The organism is Actinomadura sp. ATCC 39365 (assembly GCF_054392275.1).
This window is the reverse complement of record NZ_CP184335.1, coordinates 2122958-2144161: the sequence shown is the minus strand read 5'-3', so window position 1 is coordinate 2144161 and position 21204 is coordinate 2122958. Positions and strand designations below refer to the sequence as shown.

Annotated in this window: 23 protein-coding genes; 10 read left to right on the top strand and 13 right to left on the bottom strand. The window is 70.4% G+C overall.

Going from position 1 to position 21204, the window contains the following annotated elements; genetic code table 11:
• The first annotated feature begins 130 nt into the window (after positions 1-130).
• Complete coding sequence (locus tag ACNF49_RS10900) at positions 131-730, top strand: NUDIX domain-containing protein (RefSeq protein WP_357987366.1); 600 nt, start codon at positions 131-133, stop codon at positions 728-730.
• Positions 731-740: 10 nt separating this feature from the next.
• On the opposite strand, the gene ACNF49_RS10895 is transcribed toward ACNF49_RS10900, so the two are convergent.
• The 9 genes from ACNF49_RS10895 to ACNF49_RS10855 all read right to left on the bottom strand — a co-directional run bounded on the left by ACNF49_RS10895 (position 741) and on the right by ACNF49_RS10855 (position 10639).
• Complete coding sequence (locus ACNF49_RS10895) at positions 741-3593, bottom strand: CDP-glycerol glycerophosphotransferase family protein (RefSeq protein WP_482943592.1); 2853 nt, start codon at positions 3591-3593, stop codon at positions 741-743.
• A gap of 101 nt (positions 3594-3694) precedes the next feature.
• Complete coding sequence (locus ACNF49_RS10890; protein ID WP_482943591.1) at positions 3695-4009, bottom strand: MGMT family protein; 315 nt, start codon at positions 4007-4009, stop codon at positions 3695-3697.
• Entirely contained in the window at positions 3997-4356 is a 360-nt protein-coding gene (locus ACNF49_RS10885; protein WP_357987375.1) for a hypothetical protein, read from the bottom strand. Before ACNF49_RS10885 ends, ACNF49_RS10890 begins: the two co-directional genes overlap by 13 nt.
• A 56-nt stretch (positions 4357-4412) precedes the next feature.
• On the bottom strand, positions 4413-5582 hold the full coding sequence (locus ACNF49_RS10880; protein WP_482943590.1) for a S8 family serine peptidase: 1170 nt from the start codon (positions 5580-5582) through the stop codon (positions 4413-4415).
• Positions 5558-6457: a hypothetical protein gene (locus ACNF49_RS10875; RefSeq protein ID WP_498702278.1), complete on the bottom strand. Its 900-nt coding sequence runs from the start codon at positions 6455-6457 to the stop codon at positions 5558-5560. Before ACNF49_RS10875 ends, ACNF49_RS10880 begins: the two co-directional genes overlap by 25 nt.
• Before the next feature lie 59 nt (positions 6458-6516).
• The gene (locus tag ACNF49_RS10870) at positions 6517-7746 is read right to left on the bottom strand and encodes a S8 family peptidase (protein ID WP_357987382.1); all 1230 of its coding nucleotides are present in this window, start codon (positions 7744-7746) and stop codon (positions 6517-6519) included.
• Positions 7740-8462: a hypothetical protein gene (locus ACNF49_RS10865; protein WP_482943589.1), complete on the bottom strand. Its 723-nt coding sequence runs from the start codon at positions 8460-8462 to the stop codon at positions 7740-7742. Before ACNF49_RS10865 ends, ACNF49_RS10870 begins: the two co-directional genes overlap by 7 nt.
• A gap of 46 nt (positions 8463-8508) precedes the next feature.
• A complete protein-coding gene (gene moeZ, locus ACNF49_RS10860) occupies positions 8509-9690 on the bottom strand; it encodes an adenylyltransferase/sulfurtransferase MoeZ (protein WP_357987388.1) in 1182 nt (393 codons plus the stop codon).
• Positions 9691-9733: 43 nt separating this feature from the next.
• Entirely contained in the window at positions 9734-10639 is a 906-nt protein-coding gene (locus tag ACNF49_RS10855; RefSeq protein ID WP_482943588.1) for an alpha/beta fold hydrolase, read from the bottom strand.
• A 136-nt stretch (positions 10640-10775) separates the two neighbouring features.
• Here ACNF49_RS10855 and ACNF49_RS10850 point away from each other — a divergent pair, with 136 nt between their 5' ends.
• The 3 genes from ACNF49_RS10850 to ACNF49_RS10840 all read left to right on the top strand — a co-directional run bounded on the left by ACNF49_RS10850 (position 10776) and on the right by ACNF49_RS10840 (position 13027).
• Positions 10776-11120 (top strand): hypothetical protein, encoded by a 345-nt coding sequence (locus ACNF49_RS10850; RefSeq protein ID WP_482943587.1) that lies wholly within the window; start codon positions 10776-10778, stop codon positions 11118-11120.
• Between the two features lie 648 nt (positions 11121-11768).
• The gene (locus ACNF49_RS10845) at positions 11769-12113 is read left to right on the top strand and encodes a hypothetical protein (RefSeq protein ID WP_357987397.1); all 345 of its coding nucleotides are present in this window, start codon (positions 11769-11771) and stop codon (positions 12111-12113) included.
• 542 nt (positions 12114-12655) lie between these two features.
• Entirely contained in the window at positions 12656-13027 is a 372-nt protein-coding gene (locus ACNF49_RS10840; protein WP_482943586.1) for a hypothetical protein, read from the top strand.
• A 406-nt stretch (positions 13028-13433) separates the two neighbouring features.
• Here ACNF49_RS10840 and ACNF49_RS10835 read toward each other — a convergent pair whose 3' ends face one another.
• The gene (locus ACNF49_RS10835) at positions 13434-13745 is read right to left on the bottom strand and encodes a hypothetical protein (protein WP_357987403.1); all 312 of its coding nucleotides are present in this window, start codon (positions 13743-13745) and stop codon (positions 13434-13436) included.
• 366 nt (positions 13746-14111) lie between these two features.
• Positions 14112-14480, bottom strand: coding sequence for a hypothetical protein (locus ACNF49_RS10830; RefSeq protein ID WP_357987406.1), 369 nt, complete (start codon positions 14478-14480; stop codon positions 14112-14114).
• Positions 14481-14847: 367 nt separating this feature from the next.
• On the opposite strand from ACNF49_RS10830, the gene ACNF49_RS10825 reads away from it, so the two are divergent.
• Complete coding sequence (locus tag ACNF49_RS10825; protein ID WP_482943585.1) at positions 14848-15534, top strand: TetR family transcriptional regulator C-terminal domain-containing protein; 687 nt, start codon at positions 14848-14850, stop codon at positions 15532-15534.
• A gap of 469 nt (positions 15535-16003) precedes the next feature.
• On the opposite strand, the gene ku is transcribed toward ACNF49_RS10825, so the two are convergent.
• Entirely contained in the window at positions 16004-16906 is a 903-nt protein-coding gene (gene ku, locus ACNF49_RS10820; protein WP_357974245.1) for a non-homologous end joining protein Ku, read from the bottom strand.
• 81 nt (positions 16907-16987) lie between these two features.
• Between ku and ligD (ACNF49_RS10815) the strand changes: the two genes are divergently transcribed.
• The 5 genes from ligD (ACNF49_RS10815) (at position 16988) to ACNF49_RS10795 (ending at position 20045) form a co-directional block, all read left to right on the top strand.
• The gene (gene ligD / locus ACNF49_RS10815; RefSeq protein WP_482943584.1) at positions 16988-17869 is read left to right on the top strand and encodes a non-homologous end-joining DNA ligase; all 882 of its coding nucleotides are present in this window, start codon (positions 16988-16990) and stop codon (positions 17867-17869) included.
• Positions 17866-18741: a non-homologous end-joining DNA ligase gene (ligD, locus tag ACNF49_RS10810; RefSeq protein WP_482943583.1), complete on the top strand. Its 876-nt coding sequence runs from the start codon at positions 17866-17868 to the stop codon at positions 18739-18741. The genes ligD (ACNF49_RS10815) and ligD (ACNF49_RS10810) overlap by 4 nt, the downstream gene beginning before the upstream one ends.
• Before the next feature lie 43 nt (positions 18742-18784).
• The gene (locus ACNF49_RS10805) at positions 18785-18994 is read left to right on the top strand and encodes a hypothetical protein (protein WP_357974254.1); all 210 of its coding nucleotides are present in this window, start codon (positions 18785-18787) and stop codon (positions 18992-18994) included.
• Between the two features lie 108 nt (positions 18995-19102).
• On the top strand, positions 19103-19723 hold the full coding sequence (locus ACNF49_RS10800; RefSeq protein ID WP_352319259.1) for a TetR/AcrR family transcriptional regulator: 621 nt from the start codon (positions 19103-19105) through the stop codon (positions 19721-19723).
• Positions 19724-19814: 91 nt separating this feature from the next.
• Positions 19815-20045 carry a DUF3107 domain-containing protein gene (locus tag ACNF49_RS10795; RefSeq protein WP_352319257.1) on the top strand — a complete coding sequence of 77 codons (231 nt, stop codon included), beginning with the start codon at positions 19815-19817 and terminating at the stop codon, positions 20043-20045.
• Between the two features lie 464 nt (positions 20046-20509).
• On the opposite strand, the gene ACNF49_RS10790 is transcribed toward ACNF49_RS10795, so the two are convergent.
• Positions 20510-21163 carry a ferritin-like fold-containing protein gene (locus ACNF49_RS10790; protein WP_482943582.1) on the bottom strand — a complete coding sequence of 218 codons (654 nt, stop codon included), beginning with the start codon at positions 21161-21163 and terminating at the stop codon, positions 20510-20512.
• Between the last annotated feature and the right edge of the window lie 41 nt (positions 21164-21204).

Below are 21204 nucleotides of genomic sequence, written 5' to 3'. Positions count from 1 at the left end.
GCCCAGGGTTTCGCCGTGGGCGTTGCGCTGCCTGGGGCGATGTAACGTTCCGCACGATTGCCCCACACACGCAGCGTTGTCTCTTGTAACGTTGGGTTGATACTCGCGCCTCTGCTAGGGGGTTGGTCACATGCGCTGGCAGGTCCACTCCGAGACGTCGCTCTACGCCGACCAGTGGCTGGACATCCGGATCGCGGATGTGGAGCTGCCCGACGGGCGGCACCTCGATCACCGGCTGGTCCGCACCGCGCCGGCCGCGGGCGCGGTCGTCACCGACGACAAGGACCGGGTGTTGCTGATCTGGCGCCACCGCTTCATCACCGACAGCTGGGGCTGGGAGGTGCCGCTCGGCCAGGTCGACGAGGGCGAGATGCCGATGGCGGCGGCCGCCCGCGAGGTCGAGGAGGAGACCGGCTGGCGTCCGGGGCCGCTGCGCCCGCTGATGTCCGTCCAGCCGACCAACGGCTTCACCGACAGCCTCAACCACGTCTACCGGGCCGACGCGGCCACCCACATCGGCCCGCCCAGCGACCCCTGGGAGGCCGAGCGCATCGAGTGGGTGCCCCTGTCGAGCATCCGGCGCCTGGTCGAGGCCGGCGAGATCGTGTGCGCCACGACCCTGTCGGCGCTGCTCTACCTGCTCGTCGAGCGCCTTCCGGCCCCGACGCGCCCCTTCGGGTACGACCCCGGCAAGCCCTTCATGCTCTCGGACCTGCCGATCGACCTCTGAGGCCGCGCCCTCAGGAGAACAGGTGGTCGACCACGCGGGCCGTCGCCTTGCCGTCGTCCTTGGGCGCGTACGTGGCCCGGAAGGCCTCGTAGCGGTCGGCGTGCGCGGCGGCCACCTCGTCGATGGAGCGCAGCGCGTCGATCACCTCGGCCGACGTCGGCAGCACCGGGCCGGGCGCCTGCTCGGGCAGGTCGAGGTAGAGCCCCCGCTTGGAGGAGTACTTCGCCAGGTCGTAGCCGTAGAAGACGATGGGCCGGCCGGTGGCGGCGAAGTCGAACATGACCGAGGAGTAGTCGGTCACCAGGACGTCGGTGACCAGCAGCAGATCAGCCATGTCCGGATAAGTCGTGACGTCGTGCGCGATGTCGGGGACGGCGGGCATGGCCTGCATCGGATGGGCGCGTACCAGGATCTCGTGGTCGGCGCCCAGAGCCTCGCGGGCCTTGGCCAGGTCAAGCTTGACCATGGCGTTCTTGCGGTCGTAGTCGCGCCAGGTCGGCGCGTAGAGCACCACCCGCTTGCCCTCGGCCAGCCCGAGCCGTTCGCGGACGGCGGCGGCCCTGACCTCGCGCTCGGGCGAGTTGAGCACGTCGTTCCTGGGCAGGCCGCTCTCCAGGATCTCGCCCTTGTAGCCGAAGGCCCGGCGCAACACCGTGGTGGCCCACGGCGACTGCGACAGCAGCACGTCCCAGCCGCGCACCTCGGCCGCCTGCCGGTACCAGATCGGCGGACGCGGGTCGCGGGCCATGTGCGGCTGGTCGTTGCCGATGCGCTTGGCCGGGGTGCCGTGCCAGGTCTGCAGCACGACCTGGTCCTCGCGGGCGCGGAACCAGGCGGGCAGGAACGAGTTGGTGACGATGTGGCTGGAGCGGGCCAGCGCGGCGTGGTGCTCGCGGCTGCCCGCCCGCACGGCCCGCGCGCCGCCCGGCGGCACGAACGCGGCGTCCTTGACGATCCAGATGTGCTCGCGGTCGTCGCCCCTGCGCAGCCGCTCCTCGTAGATGGCGCGCACGCTGTCGGCGTAGAGCCGGCCGTCGTTGACGACGTAGACGGTCGCGTCGTGCAGCGGCTCGGTGCGCTGGGCCGGATAGAAGACGCGGCGCAGCACGTGGGTGCCGGCCACGCCGCGCTCGTCGTTGGGCCGCCCCTCCTCGACCGCGATCACCGGCACGTCGAACCGGGTGGAGATCATCCGGTACGCCCGGCTGTCGACCGTACGCGGCTCCTCGTCGAGCCCCGGCAGGGCGGCGTGGTCCATCCGGAACGGCACGATCTCGCCCGACGGGTGCCGGAAGGACATGTTCCACGTGCCCGAGGCCAGCGGAACGGGCTCGCCGAAGCGGTCCATGGACGAGGGCGTCACGCGGACGGAGAAGTCGTCGCCCGACCGCTCCATGGGCAGCGAGTACGACAGCCCCGACCGGTGGCGCAGCGTCAGCACCCGGGGGCCGGGCGCATCGGGGTAGTCGCCGCGCAGCACCAGCGTTGAGCCCTCCCAGACGGCGGAGGTGATCACCGGGCGGATGCGGTGGGCGGAGACCACGACGCGGTCGCGCCGGTCGCCGAGCACGGTGATCTCCCGGTCGCCCACCGGAGTGCGCGTCTCGACCAGGTCGGCGAGCATGACGGAGGCCGCCGGGTCGCCCTTGGGCTCGACCCAGAGCCGCCGGCCGTCCTTCTCCTGGAGCAGCGCGGGCACGGCGAGGCCGATCGACACCTCGGTGCCGCCGCCGGACGGCGTGAAGTCGGCGGCGATGCGGTGACCGCCCAGCCTGGCGTGGCCCTTGGTCACGCTGCGGCCGGGCAGGAAGATCTTGAGTTCGAGGCGTTCGTCCTGGACGGACACGCCGGTCAGCTCGGCCCTGTTGGGCTGGAGCACGACCTGCAACGCGCGGTCGGACGTCCAGACCGGACGCACCCACCAGCCGGGCTTCAGCTTGAGGCCGGCCGGGCGCTCGGGCCTGCCGATGGCCGAGCCGCGCAGCAGGCCGGTCGCCCGCGCGCCACGGCTCCAGAAGACGATCTCGGCCCGCCAGGTCGTCGCGTCGGGCACCCCCGGACGGTGGCGCAACCGCCGCCGCACGGCGTGGACCATGCCGCGCACGGCCCCGCGCCAGCGCAGCGGCCACGGGCTCAGCTCGGCGGTGAAGCCGGACCAGTCGTAGTTGCAGCCGGGCTCGCGCGCGCCGTGGGTGGCCTCGGGGGCGAGCACCCGCTTGGTGCGCATGCGGATCGGCGGCAGCCAGCGCGGCCCGCGCAGCACCACGGTCGCCCAGTTGAACCTGCGGCTGCGCACCGACAGCCCCGCCAGGTACGCGAAGCCGGTGACGCGCAGCCTGCCGTCGACCCACACGATGTCGTCGATGTGGGTCACCGGCACCATGTCGGCGCGGCGCAGCCGGTAGAGGTCGGGCGGCAGCTCGTCGCGGAAGGGCAGGTCGGCGTACCAGCTCAGGCCCTTGCGGATGCGCTTGGACGGCTCGGCCGCCGCGGTGACGACCTTGACCAGCGTCTCGCCGTCGACCAGCTCGTCGTCGGGACGGTGCTCGATCAGGTGGCAGATGACGCGGCGGGCGACGGGCAGGTCGCGCTTGACCTCCGCGGCCACGCCGGCCAGGTAGGGGCGGATCAGGGTGAGCAGCTCGCGCCGCCGCGCCGGGCCGCGCTTGACCGCGAGGTCGATGCGCGACCCCAGAGGCCCGCTGAGCACCTCGGTGTCGAACGCCGCGTCGCGGCCGCCGGGCCCGACGGCACGCATGACCGCCTCAAGAGGCTCGCCACGATCGCAGAGATCCTGGACAGCCTTGAGGCGGTCGGCGAGCGTGTCGCCGCTGTGGCGCTGGGCTGTGACGCCGGTGGCCATCGTGGAGGCACCGCCTTTCGGGCCTGTCAGTGTTCAGCCCATGGTAATGGGAGTCACATGTCACGGAATCGCCTCAACAGCGAATCCGCAGGTCAGGCCCCTTACTGAAAATCGGCTGAACGCCCGTCCCAGCGCGCCTGCCTCATGTCCACCCGTTCGCCGCGCAGCGGGGTGCCCTCCTCGCGCCAGTGGGCCAGGCATCGTCGCAGGTGGTCGGGGGCGGCGCCGCTGCCGTCGGCGTGCACGACCCGCCACCACGGGACGCCGCCGCCCAAGGTGGACATCACCTTGCCCACCTGGCGGGGGCCGCCCTCGCCCAGGTATTCGGCGATGTCGCCGTAGGCCATGACCTTGCCGGGCGGGATGCGTTCGACCAGGTCGAGCACCCGCTCGGCGAAGGGGTTCAGGGGGTCCATGCCGCCGGGCCCGCGTCGATGATCTCGTCGAACTTGCCGATCTCCATCACCGTCCCGCCGGACAGGACCTCGATCACGCCGTCGCGCAGCGCGTAGACCTCGCCGTCCTCGCCCACCAGGCGGGCGCCGAGGGCGGCCGACAGCCGCAGGAGCTGGGCCACCTGCCAGTCGGAGCCGGGCTCGCCCACGACCTGGCCCTGCCAGCGCGCCACCGCGTGCCGGCCGCCGTCGTGGCCGGCCACGATCTCCTCAGATCCGCGCAGCTCGAAACCGGCCGGCGCGATGGCCTTCGCGAGCTCCGCGAAGGCGAGTGGCGACTCGCGCACCACCCGCAGCTCGTATCCCATGACGCGCGACCATAGCGGATCTTTACCGTCCACGCGGGCGAAGTACGAGCGGTTCATCACTCCTTGCGCTGATTGAGAACGATGATCGCCCCGCAGAACGTCACCAGCGCGACCAGCACACCCCCTCCGTACAGCCACAACCGCCACGGATCGGCCCCAGGACGGGTCGGCACCGGGGAGTCCTCGCCCCGGCCGAAGTGGTCCTTTCCGGGCGCGGTCACGCTGCGCCGCTGACCGGTCAGGCGCTCGGCGGCGTTGAGCGCGGCCCCGGCGTCCACCACGCCGAACCCGGTGTTGTCGTCGTAGCCCGCGGCCGGACGGCCCCGCGCGCTGGCGGCCAGCGCCCGGGCCACCTGCTCGGGCGGCAGGGCGGGATAGCGCGACTTGACCAGCGCGGCCACGCCGGCCACGAGCGCGGCGGCCGAGCTGGTGCCGTCGGACAGCTCGTACCCGCTGGGCCGCTTGACCACGGGCACCTGCACGCCGGGCGCGCCGACGAGGACCGACAGGTTGTCGCTGCTGAACGTGGCCTTCCTGCCCTGCTTGTCGGTCGCGCCGACGCCGATCACGCCCGAGTAGCCGGCCGGGAAACTCCAGAACGAGGTGCCCTTCTCCTTTGCGTAGGGCGTCTGGCCGTCGTTGCCGACGGCGGCCACCAGCACCACGCCCTTGCTCAGCGCGTACGACACCGCCTCCCGCTCGGACCTGACCGGCCCGTAGGAGCCGATCGACATGCTGATCACCTGGGCGCCGTGGTTGGCGGCGTAGCGCAGGGCGCGGGCCAGCGAGCTCTCGGGCGACTGGAGGTCCGTGGGCGGCAGCAGGTCGAACGCCGGCTCGTCGTCGGTGGCCAGGGGCAGCGACAGGATGCGCGACTCGGGCGCGACGCCGATCAGCCCGTCGCCGGCGCCGGACCCGGCGATCAGCGCGGCCATGGCGGTGCCGTGCCGCCCCGGCCGCACCTCGCGGGCCACCGCGCCCGAGCTCATGTCGGGCCCGGTCGTGACCCGGCCCTTCAGCTCCTTGATCCCGGCGTCCACCGCGCTGTCCACGACGGCGACCGTGACGCCCTCGCCCTTGGTCACGTTCCACGCCTGCTCGACGTTGAGCGCGTCCAGCACCCATTGCTGCTCGTCCCTGACCGGGGCGGCCGTGGGCCCGAGGAGGACGAGCAACGTGGCCGCGAGCGCCCGTACGGCGGTCAGCACACGTTCCCCTGGGTGCACGGCGGAACCTTGGGGGGATCCGCCAGGAAGTAGGCGATCTGGTTGCCGACCGACTTGGCCGCCGGCCAGAGCTCGCTGTGCAGGATCTCCTCCGGGGGGATGGCGGCCCTGGTGCGCCCGTCGGCGTACCCGGCGGTGGAGAAGACGATGTACGGCCCGGCGCCCACCCAGCCGGTGCGCTGGCGCTGCTCGGTGCCGAAACGTTCGGTCACGGTGCCGGGGAAGGCCACGGGCAGCACTCCCACCCGGTCGTCCTGGCCCAGTTGCTCGCCAGCCGACACCCTGGACTCCTCGTCCTTCAGCACGGCCACGCCGACGGTGATGACGAAGGTGGAGGTCTGGTCGACGTACGTGGCGCGCAGCATCGTGACGCACCCGTGGCTGTCGAGGACCCCGGCGACGGAGGCGTCCACGCCCTTGCCGCAGTCGGTCTCGGGGGCGATGCCGACCCGCCTGGCGTACTGCTGGGCGCGGTCGAGGCCGAGGTACTTGACCTCCTCGGGGAAGACGCCCGTGGCCGGCCACGCCTGCCAGCGCCGGGCGATCTCCTCCTGCTTGTACTGGTTCTGCTCGGCCGGGGTCAGCGGGCGCGAGCGCGTCTCGTTGAGCAGCCCGATCGTGCCCAGCAGCACCACGAGGGCCGACACGGCCACGACCGCGCCGACCAGCACGACGAAGATGCGCCGAAAGCGCACGCCCTGCTGGAGGGCCGCCAGCTCGGCGCGTTCCCTGGCCGCGGTGCGCGTACGGGAGTTCGCCGCGGGCCAGGCGCGCACGCGGGACCGGCGGCCGGTCGACGCCCCGAGCGGGTTGCTGCGTCCCGATGTGGCCTCGCCGGCGCGCGGTAGCCCTGAGGTCGACCTACGTGCCTTCACCACCCTGGCCTCGTTCCCGCGTTCGGTCGGTGTCTATTTCGTCCCCGTTAGCAGGCGGATCATGCGTCGTGTGCGCCGTGGTCGCGTCTTACCCGTCTGACCAGGAAGAATATGACCGCCAGCGACGCGAGCGCCCCGCCCGCGGCGCCCGCGGCGACGGCCGCGTAGATCGTCACCCGCCGGTGGTCCCTCGTGGTGACCCTGATGGGCCCGGCCGGGCCGCCCGCCAGCGGCAGGGCGGGGTCCTGGGCCTGCGGGCCGGTCGCGGTCTCGGTGTGCGTGGCCAGGCGGGCGGCCTCGGCCAGGGCCCTGCGGGCGTTGACGACGCCGAAGCCGGTGCCGGTGTCGTAGCCGCCGGGCGGGCGGTCGTCGGCGCTGTCGGCGAGTGCCTGGACGACCAGCGGCGGCGACATTTGCGGATATTTTGCCTTGATGAGGGCGGCGACCCCCGAGACGAGCGCGGTCGCCTGCGAGGTGCCCCGGCCGACCCAGTACTCGTCGCCGGGCCCCGCGCCCATGATGTCCACGCCCGGCGCGGCCACCAGCACCGAGGAGTTCCAGTTGGAGAACGTGGCCCGGCGCAGCCGCCGGTCGGTCGCCCCCACCGACACCACGCCGGGGAAGGACGCCGGGTAGGAGTAGGGCGCGAAGTCTCCGGCGGTCTTCCTGTCGCCGTCGTTGCCGGCCGCGGCCACCAGCACGACGCCCTTGGCGATGGCGTACCGGATGGCCGCCCGTTCCTCCCTGGTCGCGAGCTCCTTGGAGATCGACATGTTGACGACGTCCGCGCCCTGGTCGACCGCGTAGCGGATGCCCCTGGCCACGACGTCCTCGAAGCGCTCGGCCGAGTTGAACTCCCTGAAGCCCGGTTCCTCGTCCTCCAGGATGACCCGCACCGACAGGACGCCGGCCTCGGGCGCGACGCCGATGACGCCCTTCCTTCCCCCGGGCCCGTGGCCGTGCCCGGCGATCAGGGAGGCCATGTACGTGCCGTGCAGCCGCGGCGGCGCGACGCCCGGCGGGTTCGCGCCCGCGGTGAAGTCGCGGCCCACGGTCACCGAGCCGGCCAGGTCGCGATGGGCCGGATCGACCCCGGAGTCGAGCACGGCCACCGTGACCCCCGCGCCCTTGGTGACGCGCCAGGCCGCGGGCAGGTCGAGCGTCTCGATCACGGCCCGCTGGCCGCCGCGCACGTCGTCGTCGGCGTAGGCGGGCGAGGCCGCCGGAAGAACCGCGAGGAGGGCCACGGGGGCGGCGGACAGCGCCTTCCCGGCGCACCGCCTCAGCACCGCCATCCCTCGGCCGCGCAGTCGGGCATCCGGGGTGTGCTGAGGTCGAGCAGCACGCGTTCGGACAGCTCGGTGGCGAAGGCGAAGATCGCCGGACGTGACTCGCCGGACGTGGTCGCGGGCCGGCCGTCCACCTGGCCCGCCGTGGTCAGCACGACGTACGGCCCGGCCTGGCGCACCGACCCGGCCTGCCGCATGGAGGGGGTGAACCGTTCGGCGACCGTGCCCGTGAAGCTCAGCGGCCGCAGCCCCGGCACGGGCTTGCCGTTGTCGGCGAACGCGCTCCTGGCCCGGACCGCGCGCGACTCGTCGGGCAGCGCCACCACGCCCACGGTGACGAGCACCCCGCGCAGCGCGTCGATGTAGGTGGCCCGCAGCACGCCCCTGCAACCAGCCTCGCGCAACGTCCTGACCGCCTTCGCGTCGACGGACCCGGCGCCGCAGCCGGTGTGCGGCGAGATGCCGATGCGCTCGGCCCGCTCCTGCCCGCCCTGCTCGGCCGCGTACGGCAGGGCCGCGGGGAAGACGCGCCCGGCGGGCCAGGCACGCCAGCGTTCCGCGACCTCGCGCGTGGCGGCGGCACGCAGCTCGGACGCGCTCGGGCCGCGGGTCAGCTCGGTGCCCGCCGCGCTCCCGGCCACCCCGGCGGCCACCGCGCAGACCAGGGTCAGCGCGGAGGACACCACCAGGGTGGGCCAGGGGCGGGCGTGGTTCACGACACCGACCTTAGGCGCCTCGGCGGGAGGTTCCCCGGAGAACGCCTCAGTAGCTGGGCAGGCTGGGGTCGACCGTCTTGACCCAGCTCAGCACGCCGCCGCCGACGTGCACCGCGTCGGCGAAGCCCGCGTTCTTGACGATCGCGAGGGCCTCGGCCGAGCGCGCGCCCGACTTGCAGTGGAGCACGATGCGCTTGTCCTGGGGCAGCTTCTCCAGGGCCGAGCCGTTGAGGAACTCGCCCTTGGGGATCAGCGTGGCGCCCGGGATGGAGACGATCTCGTACTCGTTGATCTCGCGGACGTCGACCACGTAGATGTTGTCGCCCTTGTCCATCATGGACTTGAGCTCCTGCGCGGTGATCGTGGAGCCGCTGGCGGCCTGCGCGGCCTCGTCGGAGATCGCGCCGCAGAACGCCTCGTAGTCCTCCAGCAGCTCGGTGACCGTCGGGTTCTTGCCGCACAGCACGCACTCGGGGTCCTTGCGGACCTTGACGTCCCGGTACTTCATCTCCAGGGCGTCGTAGATCATCAGTCGGCCGACGAGCGGGTCGCCGATGCCCGTCAGCAGCTTGATGGCCTCGTTGACCTGGATCGAGCCGATCGACGCGCACAGCACGCCGAGCACGCCGCCCTCGGCGCACGACGGCACCATGCCGGGAGGCGGGGGCTCGGGGTAGAGGCAGCGGTAGCAGGGCCCGTGCTCGGCCCAGAACACGCTGGCCTGGCCGTCGAAGCGGTAGATCGAGCCCCAGACGTACGGCTTGCCGAGCAGCACGGCGGCGTCGTTCACCATGTAGCGGGTGGCGAAGTTGTCCGTGCCGTCGACGATGAGGTCGTAGCCGGAGAAGATCTCCATGACGTTCTCGGTGGTCAGGGTCGCGTTGTGGACGACGACCTCGACCAGGGGGTTGATCTCGCGGACCGACGCCGCGGCGCTCTCGGCCTTCAGCCTGCCCACGTCGGACTGGCCGTGGATGATCTGGCGCTGCAGGTTGGACTCATCGACGACGTCGAAGTCGATGATGCCGAGGGTGCCGACGCCCGCCGCGGCCAGGTACATCAGGGCGGGCGAGCCCAGGCCGCCGGCGCCCACGCACAGCACCTTGGCGTTCTTCAGCCGCTTCTGCCCGGCCATCCCGACATCGGGAATGATCAGGTGGCGCGAGTAGCGGCGCACTTCGTCTACGGTCAGCTCTGTGGCCGGCTCGACCAGCGGTGGCAACGACACGTTCTACGCTCCCGTTTCAGGGGGTCACATCTCTAGCTGAAACCTACTCGGCGAGTGGGGCATTCCCCAATCTCGTCTCACCGATCAGACGGCGCGCCTCCGCCGCCACCACGCGGGGCATCTCCATCATCGCCACGTGCCCCGCCGTCGGCAGCAGCACGAGCCTGACCTGCCGGAACGTACGGGCCGCCTTCGCCGCCATGGCCGGGCGCACCAGTCGGTCGTGCCGGCCGTGGACGATGAGGGTCGGGACCGCCACCTTGGCCGCCTGGCGCCACAGGCTGTCCTCGCCCCGCCGGAAGTACTCGGCCACGATGCCCCTCGCCGAGCCGATCATGGCCTCCCCCGCGTACGGGACGTCGTCGCGCCGGCGCAGCTCCTCCACCGCGTCGGCCAGGCGTACCGGGTGGACGGCGTTCATGTTCGCCCAGACCATGGCGAAGGAGGCGTTGATGCGCTGCTCGGCGGGGAGCAGGCGCAGCTTGTCCGCGAACCACTCGCCCACCTTGGGCACGGCGGCGGCGGCCACGCGGACCGGCCCGTACCTGGGGAGCAGGTCGGGCAGGGCGGGCGAGACGAGCGTGAGCGAGCGGACCAGGTCGGGCCTGGCCGCGGCGACCCGCACCGCGACCGCGCCGCCCAGCGAGTTGCCGAACAGGTGGGCCGGGCCGGTGTGCTCCATCAGCCCGATCACCGCCGCGGCGTGGCCGGCCACCGTGTAGTCGCCGTCCCGCGGAGCCGGGGAGAAGCCCGCGCCGGGCAGGTCGAGGGCGTGGCCGGTGACGGTGTCCTTGAGCTCGTCCATGAGGTCGGTCCAGTTGGTGGCCGAGCCCGCCAGCCCGTGGACGAACACGGCCTGCTCGGCCGGGCCGCCGTCGGGGGTGGATCGCACGTGCACCGGGCCGATCATGCGTCCCGGCCAGTGAGGGACCGGCTCCACCGCTGTCATACGTCCTCCTTGTCGCTCTTCCACGATAACCAGCGCGCCCAGGCGGGGTCTGCATTCCGTACAGACGCCGCCTTTCCTTGACTTATCAGAGCATCGCTGGACATACAGCCTCAAACAGGGATGTGAGGGGGATGTCATGCTCGTCGGCCGCATCGGCACCATCGCCGCGGGCCTGGTCGCCGCGGCCCTCGCCGCAGGCGGGCTCGCCGCGCCGGGCGCGGCAGCCGCCGTCCCGCCCCCGGCCGTCCCGCCCCCGGCCGTCCTGGCCGCGCCGGGCTGCAAGTACCGGGTGCAACACGTCAGGACCTGGCTGAACGTACGTGCGGCGCCGAGGGGGCGGATCATCGACCGGCTGTACCCCGGCGACCACACGCGGGGCAGCTGCCGGCGGTTCGACGGATGGCGCAGGGCGCACGGGACCGAGCACGGCCGGCGCGGGTACGGCTTCTCCCACTACCTGAGGAAGTTCCGCCGGCGGTAGGCCGTCCCCGCGCGGGACAGACATGTGGGACAGGCCCCGAAATTTCAGCTCATAGATATCTAAGGGATCTCATGGCGGCTTAAGTGTGCGGCAAAAGCTGCCGATCACCGTTTATCGGGGTCAGCACGGGTAAGCATCAGAAGCGGACACAGTACGCAACTTGCCGGACACTCTCCGTGAGCGGCCGGAAAGTCACCGTCACTGAAATCCACCGGGGAGGCGTCATGCCATTCCCCGGACGATCCCGACGACAGAATCGTCCAGCATTTCTCATGTCTGGCGCCCCGGCGTGACACGGCGAGCATTTTCGGCGAGCCATTGTCATGCGCACGGCCGCCGCCTTCCGGCGAATGCAGCCATGTCGTCATTCCATGAGAAAGGCACGGCCGGAACTGCCGGAACCCGATGTGATGGGCACTCCGTCATATGCACATAATCGGACATATCATGGCATTTCATTCGATAGAGCTGTAATGCAAGCAATAAGATTGCTAATGCATAGCAAAATAGGGCCACTCCTGTTTGCTGTAGCTCTGTCTCGGAAATGACATTTCACGGATGGCTCATCAGCTAGTCGTTCAAGACCTGGTTCCCGGGCTCTCGGGAACGTCGAGAACGGGGCAACCAATCCTTTAGGGGGAAAACGCAATGCCCAAGCTCAAGAGTGTTATCGCAGGTCTCGCTGTCAGCACGGCGCTGACCGGCGGCGTGGTCAGCCTGGGCGCGACGACCACCGCCAACGCCAGCACCAACAACCTCACCACCCCGACGACCCTCAGCTGGGGCGATGGGGACGGCCACGGCTGGGGGCACCGTCGCCACCACCGCTGCAACAGGAACCGCCACGGCTGGGGCGGCGGCTGGGGCGGCGGCTGGGGCTGGGGCGGCGGCTGGGGTGGCGGCTGGCGCCGGCACCACCGCGGTGGCGGCGTCTGCGTCAAGATCTTCAACGAGAACACGAACGACAACACTGACACCAACACCGAGAACTAAAGGTGAGTTGCGCCCGGCGGAATGCCTGGCGCAACTCATCGACCAGACCGTGAGCTGATGGCGCGGGAATGGTGCCCGTATTCCATGGATGGTCGCTCTTCACGGCGAAGTGAATTCGGCCGGCGAGTACTGGGCTTTCGGGAGGGTCCGCACCCGGACATTGCGGGCCCGCCCGGGACTCCTTTCTCTTCTGTCTCCGCGGCAATTCCCGATGAGGGCTCCGCCGGCTTCCATGCCGGCGGAGCCCTCATTGCGTTCTCCTCCGACACCGGATCCGCGCGCGTTTCCCTCTGCCCAAGCAGTCCGAAATGTCCGATTATGCACCATGATGCTCCATAGTGTCGGACAAGAGAAGACAATGCCCGTTTGTGAGGCATTCGGTGGGATATATCCCCGGCATGGATGTTCGCTAGCGGGCATCCACGACGCTCCGCAGACATCTGGAAAGGCTCGGATTTCGCGGAGCGTCGAGTACGGGGCAATCAATCCTTTTAGGGGGAAACACAATGCCCAAGCTCAAAAGTGTTATCGCAGGGCTCGCCATGAGCACCGCGCTGACCGGCGGTGTGGTCGGCGTGGGCGCGGCCACCACCGCCTCCGGCGCCAACGCCGCCAGCGCCACCGGCGCGGCCACCGCGGCCACCCTGGCCGGCTGCTTCCGCGAGACCCGGTGCGGCTGGGGCGGCTGGGGCCGCAACTGGGGCAACCGCTGGGGCGGCGGCTGCCACCGTCGCTGCGGCGGCGGCTGGGGCTGGGGCCGCGGCGGCGGCTGGGGCTGGGGTCGCGGCGGCGGCTGGGGCTGGCGGCGTAACAACGCCCCCCGGGTCCGCGTCGTCATCCACAACTCGAACCGCAACTTCAACCACAACAACAACGTCCAGCGGCACGACGAGCACGAGCACCACGACAACTAGGCAGGAGTCCCACCCGGGGTGAGCCCGCTCAGCGAGAGCTCGCCCGAGAGGTGAGACCACGCCGACACGGAGGAGTGCCCGCATCCGGCCGACCCCGCTCCCGATGGAGAGCGGGGATCGCCCCCGGATGCGGGCACTCAACGTGTCCCCCACCCCCGCCCCGCCTCGGCCGGCCCGCCCCCTCGGGACGTCCAAGGCGGTCCGTCGTCAGGGTCGTCAGGGTCGTCAGGGTTGTCAGGGGTCGTCGTCCGTCGCTCCCCGAGAAGGCCGTCCGGAGGAACAGGTGGAACGAGTGAGTGCCCGCATTCCTGGAGGAGCTCGTTCTCGACGGGGAACGAGGGTCCGGTGGAATGCAGGCACCCGGTTGTGTGGGATCGCGGATCGCGCCCAGGTTCAGAGCCCTTGGTCAGCGTCCGTACTCGTAAGGGCGGACCTGGTAGTGGGTGTTCCCCGCGACCGCGTTCCGGTTCCGGTTCCGGTTGACGATGATGATGCGGATCCGGGGGAACCGGTGGTGACGCCAGTTACGCCCGCCCCAGCCGCCGCCGCACCACGAGCGGCGGAAGCAGCCGGACAGTGTGGTGGTGGTCGCCGCGGCGGTGACGTTGGTGGCCGCGTCGGCGCTGGTGGCCGTGGTCGCCGCACCGAGGCCGATCACCCCGCCGCTCAGCGCCGTGCTCATGGCGAGGCCGGCGATAACACTCTTGAGCTTGGGCATTGCGTTTCCTCCTAAAGGTTTGGATGCCCCGTTTATCGACGCTTCCGGATTCCCAGGAAACGACGTGGATGGTATGGCTTGCCTGGCCCGCCATCCATGACCTTGATATATCCCCATGAATAGCCAGCAAACCGCAATTGTCCACTTTTGCCGGTAGGCACAGATTCGTATGGCGAGTCGTACACAAACGCAAGTGAGGGCTCCCCGGCTGATGCCGGTGGAGCCCTCACCAGAATTTCCGCAGGGACGGAGAGAATGAATCCCCGGCGCGCTGGGCCGGAATTCAAACCGCTGTCCGAGCCCGGTACTCGGTGGTCGAATTCAGCGCGGCGCCGCCTTCATGAGGATGGCGGTCCGTCCTCGACGTCAGTCGTCGTCGTGGTCGTGGTCGCGGTCGTGGTCGCGGACCGTCGGCTTCGTGACCTCCCGCTCCGTCACCCGGTTGCGGTTGAAGTTGCGGTTGTGGATGGTGACCTTCACCTTGCCCACGCGGTTGTTGTGGTGACGGCGCCAGCCCCAGCCGCCGCCCCAGCCGCCCCAGTTGTTGCCCCATCCCCAGCCACCGCACCGGGACCTGCGGAAGCAGCCGGCCTGGAAGCTGGTGGACGTGACGACACCGGCGCTGGTGGCAGCGTCGGCGCTGGTCGCGGTGGTCGCCGCACCCAGTCCGACAAGACCGCCGCCCATGGCCGTGCTGACGGCGAGGCCTGCGAAGATACTCTTGAGCTTGGGCATTGCGTTTCCCCCTAAAGGATTGGTTGCCCCGTTCTCAACGCTCCCCGGTTGCCAGGGAACTGCCCTGGACGACTTCTGATGAGCCATCCGTGAAATGTCATTTCCTGGACGCGGGCATGGCAACACACAGCCGCCGCCTTTTTGCTATGCATTAACAGCCTTATTGCTTGGATTAAACATTTATTGACTGATATGCCATGATATGTCCGAATCTATCATGATCACCCGGACCGGCCCTCCGCCCGAGTCCCCGGCGCTCCCGGCATCTCGGCACTTGCCTTCGCCCCACCGAGAAGCGTCCACATCCACCCGATTCATCCCAGGCAATTAGTCCCGCTTATTGTGCTATGAAGACAATGTCCCCTATATGCCTAATAACCGAATTGCGACTCCCCGAGAGAACGCGTCAGCCCACGCGCACCAACCCGCCCACCCCAGAAGAACCCGCCCCTTCCCAGGCCACCCGAACGCCCCCACACCGCCCGCCCCACCGCGGCCGCGCCTCCCGCCCGCGGTCGAGCTGGGGGAGCTGCCCCCGAAGACTGACCCGGCGCAGCTCGCGTACGAGATCGACGCCCTGCGCGAGGCCGTGGTCCCCCACACCCGCCTGCTCGGCAGAGGCGAGGCCGCCTACGAGCGGGCCCCTCATCACGCCCGCGCCTCCACACCGTCCGCGCTGCGCACTCCCCACACCACCCCACCCTGCGCGCACGCCCCACACCACCCCACTCCGCGCACGCGGCCCACACCACCGCGCTCCCGCGCACGGCCCTCACCACCCCACTCCGCGCACGCCTCCACACCGCGCCAGCCACCCCAGCCGCATCTCCGCACTCCCCAGGCGCCTGCACACCGGCCGGCCCGTCCTCCAAGCCGCACCTACATCCCGAACGCGCCTCTCGTCTCGACAGCCCGCGCCTACACACGCCCGCCCTGCACGCGCCTTTACTACGCGGCCTCGTCCCAGCTCCACCCGCTCTGGGCGTGCCTGTCCGGTTGCGACCGCCGTGCCACCGCCGCCCTCGCCTCTCACCAGCCGCCAGCCCACCGCTGAGGCCGGCGCAGGGAGACAAGGGCGTCCACGAACCCGAGCAGCAGCCGTCGAGCGGCAGGGTCGTCCTGGTCACCGGCGGTTCGGTCGCGGCACCGGCGATCAGCCGCACCGCTGCGGCCATGCGGGCAGGCGGCGCCCCTGCGTCGCCGCAACGCCGCCGTTGGTGTCGGGGAAGGGGAAGGGGCGCCCGCGACCTGGGGCGCTGGGCATCGGTGGCCATCGACGTGAAGCCGTCGCACGGCCCTTCGCGGCGTCCAGAGGGTCGTCAACATGATGGCGGCGGGCAGGCCGGTGACGAGGGCGGCACCCGGGCCCGTCAGGAGAGCGACCGTCCTCGACGTCGACGGCGGGCCCCGCGCGCCTGCGGCCAGGACGGGGAAACGGCGGTGCTCGACCATCCGGCAGGACGGGGACGCGGCCGTGCTCGACAGGCCGCGACCTGCGCCAGGATGGCGGGGGAACGGATCGGTTAAGCGGACTTGCGTGCCTTGCGCTTCGGCGGGGCCTTCTCCTCCTCCTTGGCCTCCTCGGCCTCCTTCGACGCCTTGGCGGACTTGCCGCCGCCCGCCGCCTTCTTCGGTTTGGCCGGTTCGCCGGTCCGCTCCCGCTTCGCGGCCTCGACGCTGGCGCGCAGGGCGGCCATGAGGTCCACCGCCGGCCCCGCCTCTTCCTCCTCCGGCGCCGCCACGACCTCCTTGCCCGCCACCTTCGCCTCGATCACCTGCTGCAACGCCTCGCGGTACGTGTCGTGGTACTCGCTCGGGTCGAAGTCCGACTCCATGGTGGTGATCAGCGACTCGGCCATCTTGAGCTCCTGCGCCCGGACCTCGATGTCCTCCTCAAGGAACTCGAAGTCGGGGGCGCGGATCTCGTCCGGCCACAACATGGTCTCCAGGACGAACACCCCGTCCCGTACGCGCAGGGTGGCCAGCGACTCCCGCTGCCGCAACGCCACCTTGACCACGGCCACCTGTCCCGAGCTCTCCAGGGCGTCACGCAACAGCACGTACGGCTTCGCACCCTGCGCGTCGGGCTCCAGGTAATACGACTTGGCGAAGTAAATGGGGTCGATCTGCGCAGCCGGGGTGAACTGCAGGACGTCGATCCTGCGCGACGTGCTCAGCGGCAGATCCTCGAAGTCCTCGTCGGTGAGCACCACCATCTCGCCCGTGGCCAGCTCGTACCCCTTGGCGATGTCCGCGTACGGGACCTCCTCGCCGTCGACCGTGCACACGCGCTTGTAGCGGATCCTGCCGCCGTCGTCCCGGTGGACCTGGTGGAAGCTGACGTCTTTCTGCTCGGTCGCCGAGTAGAGCTTCACGGGGATGGTGACCAGCCCGAAGGAGATCGCACCTTTCCAGATGCTGCGCATGGGCACTCCTCAGCAGTAGCGGGCTCACCATATGGGCACATACCCGTCATGGGGCAACCAATGCCATACCCGATTGAACCAATGCTGGCCGTACCTGGGGAACTACCCTCCGAGCGCGACCGGTACGGCCTGGAGGTCAAGTGGGACGGCATCCGCGCGCTCGTGCACCTCGACGGCGTCCTGAGGGTGACGGGACGGCACGGCGTGGAGTACACCCGGCGATACCCCGAAATATCCGGATTCGGGGTCAAGAACGCCGTGCTTGACGGCGAGGTCGTGGCGCTGGACCGGCGTGGCAGGCCCAGTTTCGTCCGGCTCCAGCACCGTATGCACCTGACCGATCCGGAACCGGCCGTGCTGGAGCTCTACCCCGTCACGTACATGCCCTTCGACCTGCTCTGCCTGGACGGCAGGCCGCTGTTCGACCTGGCCTACCGCGACCGCCGCGCGCTCCTCGACGAGCTGGACGTCGGCGCGCCCCCGTACTTCCCCGGGGACTCCGACCTGCTCGCCGCCACGCGGGAGCAGGGCCTGGAGGGGGTGGTGGCCAAGCGCCTCGACTCCCCCTACCGGCCGGGCGTGCGCTCGCCATGGTGGATCAAGGTCAAGCACCTCAGCACGAGGGACGTCGTGATCGGCGGCTGGAAACCCGGCAAGGGCCGCAGAGCCGGCGGGATCGGCTCGCTCGTCATGGGCGTCTTCACCGGTGAAGGGCTGACGTACGTCGGCCACGTGGGAACCGGGTTCACCGACGCCATCCTGGACGACCTCCACCAGGCGCTCCAGCCTCTGGAGATCCCGCGCAGCCCGTTCACGAACGCGGTCCCGTGGAGGAATCGGTGGGTTAGGCCCGATCTCGTCGGGGAGGTGGGCTACACGATGTGGACCGACGAACTGCGGCTGAGACATCCGGTGTGGCGCGGGCTGCGCGCCGACAAGCTCCCCGCGGAGGTGACGCTGTGAAGAAGGTGCCGGTCAGGGTCGACGGGCGCGAGCTGACGCTGAGCAACCTGGACAAGGTGCTCTACCCGGAGATCGGCTTCACCAAGGCCGAGGTCATCGACTACTACAGCCGCGTGGCCCCCGTCCTGCTGCCGCACCTCGCCGGCCGGCCCCTGACCGTCAAGCGGTACCCCAACGGCGTCACCGGCCAGTTCTTCTTCGAGAAGAACGCGCCCGAGCACACGCCCGACTGGGTCAGGAAGGTCAACCTGCCTGCCCCCGGCAGCACCAAGAACCGCGAGAGCATCGACTTCGCCGTCATCGAGGACCTGCCGACGCTCGCCTACTACGCCAACCTGGCCGCGCTGGAGCTGCACGTGCCTCAGTGGCGCGTGGACGAGGACGGCGCCGCGCTGCCGCCCGACACGCTCGTGTTCGACCTGGACCCGGGCGCGCCGGCGACCATCGTGGAGTGCTGCCGGGTGGCGCTCACGCTGCGCGAGGTGCTGAAGGGCGAGGGGCTCGACGCCAGGCCCAAGACCAGCGGCAACAAGGGCATGCAGCTCTACGCCGACTGGGACTGCCGCGAGGAGCCCTCCGCGTACGCCAAGAGGCTGGCCCAGGTCCTGGAGAAGGAGCACCCCAAAGAGATCGTCAGCGTCATGGCCAAGAAGGCCAGGCCGGGCAAAGTGTTCATCGACTGGAGCCAGAACAACCCGGCCAAGACCACCGTGGCGCCGTACTCGCTGCGGGCCGGGGAGCGGCCGACGGTCTCGACGCCGCTGCTGTGGAAGGAGGTCGAGGACTGTGAACACCCCGAGGACCTGGTGTTCACCGCCCCTGACGTACTCGCCAGAGTGGAGAAGCACGGCGACCTTTTCGGCCGGGCGTAGTCTGGACCCGTCCACACCAAGAGGGGGACCGAAGATGTCGGAAATGGACACCCGCGGGGACGAAAGCGTCTACGACGAGGAGGAGGAAGAGGAGTTGTCGCCGGAGACGCCCGAGGCCGACGCCGCCGAGCAGCATCGTGAGCTGCGCCAGGACACCGAGGGGGCGCGCCGCGAGCTTCCGCTCGACGCCGACCCCGCCGACGCGGCCGACCAGGACCGCGTCGTGGACTACGACGACGACGACTACCGCTGAGCACGGGCCGCCCGCCAGACCGAGCGCGTATGACGATGACCGCCGAGGTGTCGGCTACCCGCACGTAGGATGTCGGCACAGTTCGCTGAGAGACCAATGGAGACCCGCGTGACCGCAACCCCGGACGCGAAGCCCCGGGGCACCCGGCTGCCCCGACTGGCCCGACGCCGGCAACTGCTGAGCGCCGCGCAGGAAGTGTTCGTGGAGAACGGCTACCACGCGGCCGCCATGGACGAGATCGCCGATCGGGCCGGGGTCAGCAAGCCGGTGCTCTACCAGCACTTCCCCGGCAAGCTGGAGCTCTACCTCGCGCTGCTCGACCTGCACGTCGACGACATGGTCAACCGCTGCCGCGAGGCCCTGGCCTCCACCCACGAGAACAAGCTGCGGGTGCAGGCCACGTTCAGCGCGTTCTTCGACTTCGTCTCCACGCAGGGGGAGGCGTTCCGGCTGGTCTTCGAGTCCGACCTGCGCAACGTCGCGCCGGTGCGCCAGCGGGTGGAGCGGTCCCTGCAGGAGTGCGCCGAGATGGTCAGCGCGGTCATCCAGGAGGACACCGGCTGCACCAGCGACGAGGCCCACCTGCTCGGCGTCGGCCTGGTCGGCATGGCCGAGGTGAGCGCCCGCTACTGGGTCACCGCGCAGGGCTCGATCCCCAAGGACGCGGCCGAGCAGCTCATGGCGCGGCTCGCCTGGCGCGGGATCAGCGGTTTTCCGCGTACGGCATAACCCGTTCGCTGGGCGCGATCATTCACCGCCTACGGGCCTCCGAGCGGCGACGATGGAACCGAGCGCTAACCCAGTCGACTAGGGAGCCACGATGGAAGTCAAGATCGGCGTACGCTCGGTACACCGCGAACTCGTTGTCGAGACCGACCTCTCCGCCGAGCAGGTCGAAGAGGAGATCAGGAACGCGCTGTCGGTCGATCGCGGCGTCTTCGCCATCACCGACGTCAAGGGCCGGCGCGTGGTCGTGCCGGTGGCCTCGCTCGGTTTCGTCGAGATCGGTGAGGACGAGGCCAGGCCGGTCGGCTTCGGCGGCACCCTCTAACCACCCCACAGGCGGAACAACGAGGGTACGGCCACAACCAGCCGTACCCTCACCAGCCGCGCGGGCGCGGACCACGCGCGTAAGAACCGCATGCCTCACAGGCCACATGCGTCACTGCAGGCGTCATCTGCCTCAGGGATCGCCGCGCTCGCAGGCATCACACGGCCTGCCCGCAGCCCTCACGGGCCACATGCCCCACGGCCGCTCGGTCGTCCGAGGCGGCAGCCCCGGACATGGTGGCGGTGCTGTTCGGCGTGATCCCGTCTCGGCTCGCTCGTCGGGCACCCCGCGCTTCCCCTCCGCAACACGACGCGCGAAGTCCAGCGATTCGGCCCACATCTCGTCAAGGAACTGCCGTAGCGGCGCGAGGCCCTCATGCCTGGGACGGTACAACCGTTTCGTACCCCCGCGCCGCCCCACAACCAGACCGGTCTGCTTCAACACCTGGCAGACGCGGCCGAGAGTCAGATGCCGAGGGTGGCCATCCGCTTGTTGTGGGCCTCCGTGAGCGTTGCGAAGAGGCGTGAGATGTCAGGCGTCTCGCCACCCGCCGCCCTGGCCGACTCCACCAGCAGCAACGCCAGCTCCGGCCGGGCCGTCGCCACCTGCTGTCCCTGGCTGAGCGCCTCGCCGACGAGCCGCCGGGCCCACAGCGCCAGCCGTCCGCCCGCCGTCGGATCGGCCTCGATCCCGGCCCTGACCCGCTCGACGGCGAACTGCGAGCGCGCCTCGTCCACCAGCACCTCGTCCACCAGCTTGACGATCGACGGCTCCAGGTGGCGGGCGGCCTCCCGGTAGAAGTCGAGCGCGATGCCGTCCCCCACGTACGTCTTGACCAGGGCCTGCAGCCAGTCGGCCGGCCGGCTCTGGGCGTGCCAGGCGTCCAGGGCCGCCACGAACGGCGCCATCGCCTCCTCCGGATCTGCCCCCAGCTCGGCCAGGCGGTCGCGCAGCAGGCGGAAGTGGGCGTACTCGGCCACGGCCAGCTCGCTGAGCGCGGCGCGGTCGGCGAGCGAGGGCGCCAGGGTGGCGGCGTCCTCGGTCATCCGGGCGTACGCGCTGAGCTCGGCGTAAGCTAGAACTCCGAGCAGGTCGACGACTCCAGGAGACTCGTTCATGGAGGCAGCGTACTTCCCGAAATATGCGGGAACATAAGCGA

Excerpts from the sequence above, each read along its gene's own strand:
- ACNF49_RS10900 (WP_357987366.1), top strand. The coding sequence starts at position 131 with ATGCGCTGGCAGGTCCACTCCGAGACGTCGCTCTACGCCGACCAGTGG.
- ACNF49_RS10895 (WP_482943592.1), bottom strand. The coding sequence starts at position 3,593 with ATGGCCACCGGCGTCACAGCCCAGCGCCACAGCGGCGACACGCTCGCC.
- ACNF49_RS10890 (WP_482943591.1), bottom strand. The coding sequence starts at position 4,009 with ATGGACCCCCTGAACCCCTTCGCCGAGCGGGTGCTCGACCTGGTCGAA.
- ACNF49_RS10885 (WP_357987375.1), bottom strand. The coding sequence starts at position 4,356 with ATGGGATACGAGCTGCGGGTGGTGCGCGAGTCGCCACTCGCCTTCGCG.
- ACNF49_RS10855 (WP_482943588.1), bottom strand. The coding sequence starts at position 10,639 with ATGACAGCGGTGGAGCCGGTCCCTCACTGGCCGGGACGCATGATCGGC.
- ACNF49_RS10850 (WP_482943587.1), top strand. The coding sequence starts at position 10,776 with ATGCTCGTCGGCCGCATCGGCACCATCGCCGCGGGCCTGGTCGCCGCG.
- ACNF49_RS10845 (WP_357987397.1), top strand. The coding sequence starts at position 11,769 with ATGCCCAAGCTCAAGAGTGTTATCGCAGGTCTCGCTGTCAGCACGGCG.
- ACNF49_RS10840 (WP_482943586.1), top strand. The coding sequence starts at position 12,656 with ATGAGCACCGCGCTGACCGGCGGTGTGGTCGGCGTGGGCGCGGCCACC.
- ACNF49_RS10835 (WP_357987403.1), bottom strand. The coding sequence starts at position 13,745 with ATGCCCAAGCTCAAGAGTGTTATCGCCGGCCTCGCCATGAGCACGGCG.
- ACNF49_RS10830 (WP_357987406.1), bottom strand. The coding sequence starts at position 14,480 with ATGCCCAAGCTCAAGAGTATCTTCGCAGGCCTCGCCGTCAGCACGGCC.
- ACNF49_RS10825 (WP_482943585.1), top strand. The coding sequence starts at position 14,848 with ATGCCTAATAACCGAATTGCGACTCCCCGAGAGAACGCGTCAGCCCAC.
- ku (WP_357974245.1), bottom strand. The coding sequence starts at position 16,906 with ATGCGCAGCATCTGGAAAGGTGCGATCTCCTTCGGGCTGGTCACCATC.
- ligD (WP_482943584.1), top strand. The coding sequence starts at position 16,988 with ATGCTGGCCGTACCTGGGGAACTACCCTCCGAGCGCGACCGGTACGGC.
- ACNF49_RS10805 (WP_357974254.1), top strand. The coding sequence starts at position 18,785 with ATGGACACCCGCGGGGACGAAAGCGTCTACGACGAGGAGGAGGAAGAG.
- ACNF49_RS10795 (WP_352319257.1), top strand. The coding sequence starts at position 19,815 with ATGGAAGTCAAGATCGGCGTACGCTCGGTACACCGCGAACTCGTTGTC.
- ACNF49_RS10790 (WP_482943582.1), bottom strand. The coding sequence starts at position 21,163 with ATGAACGAGTCTCCTGGAGTCGTCGACCTGCTCGGAGTTCTAGCTTAC.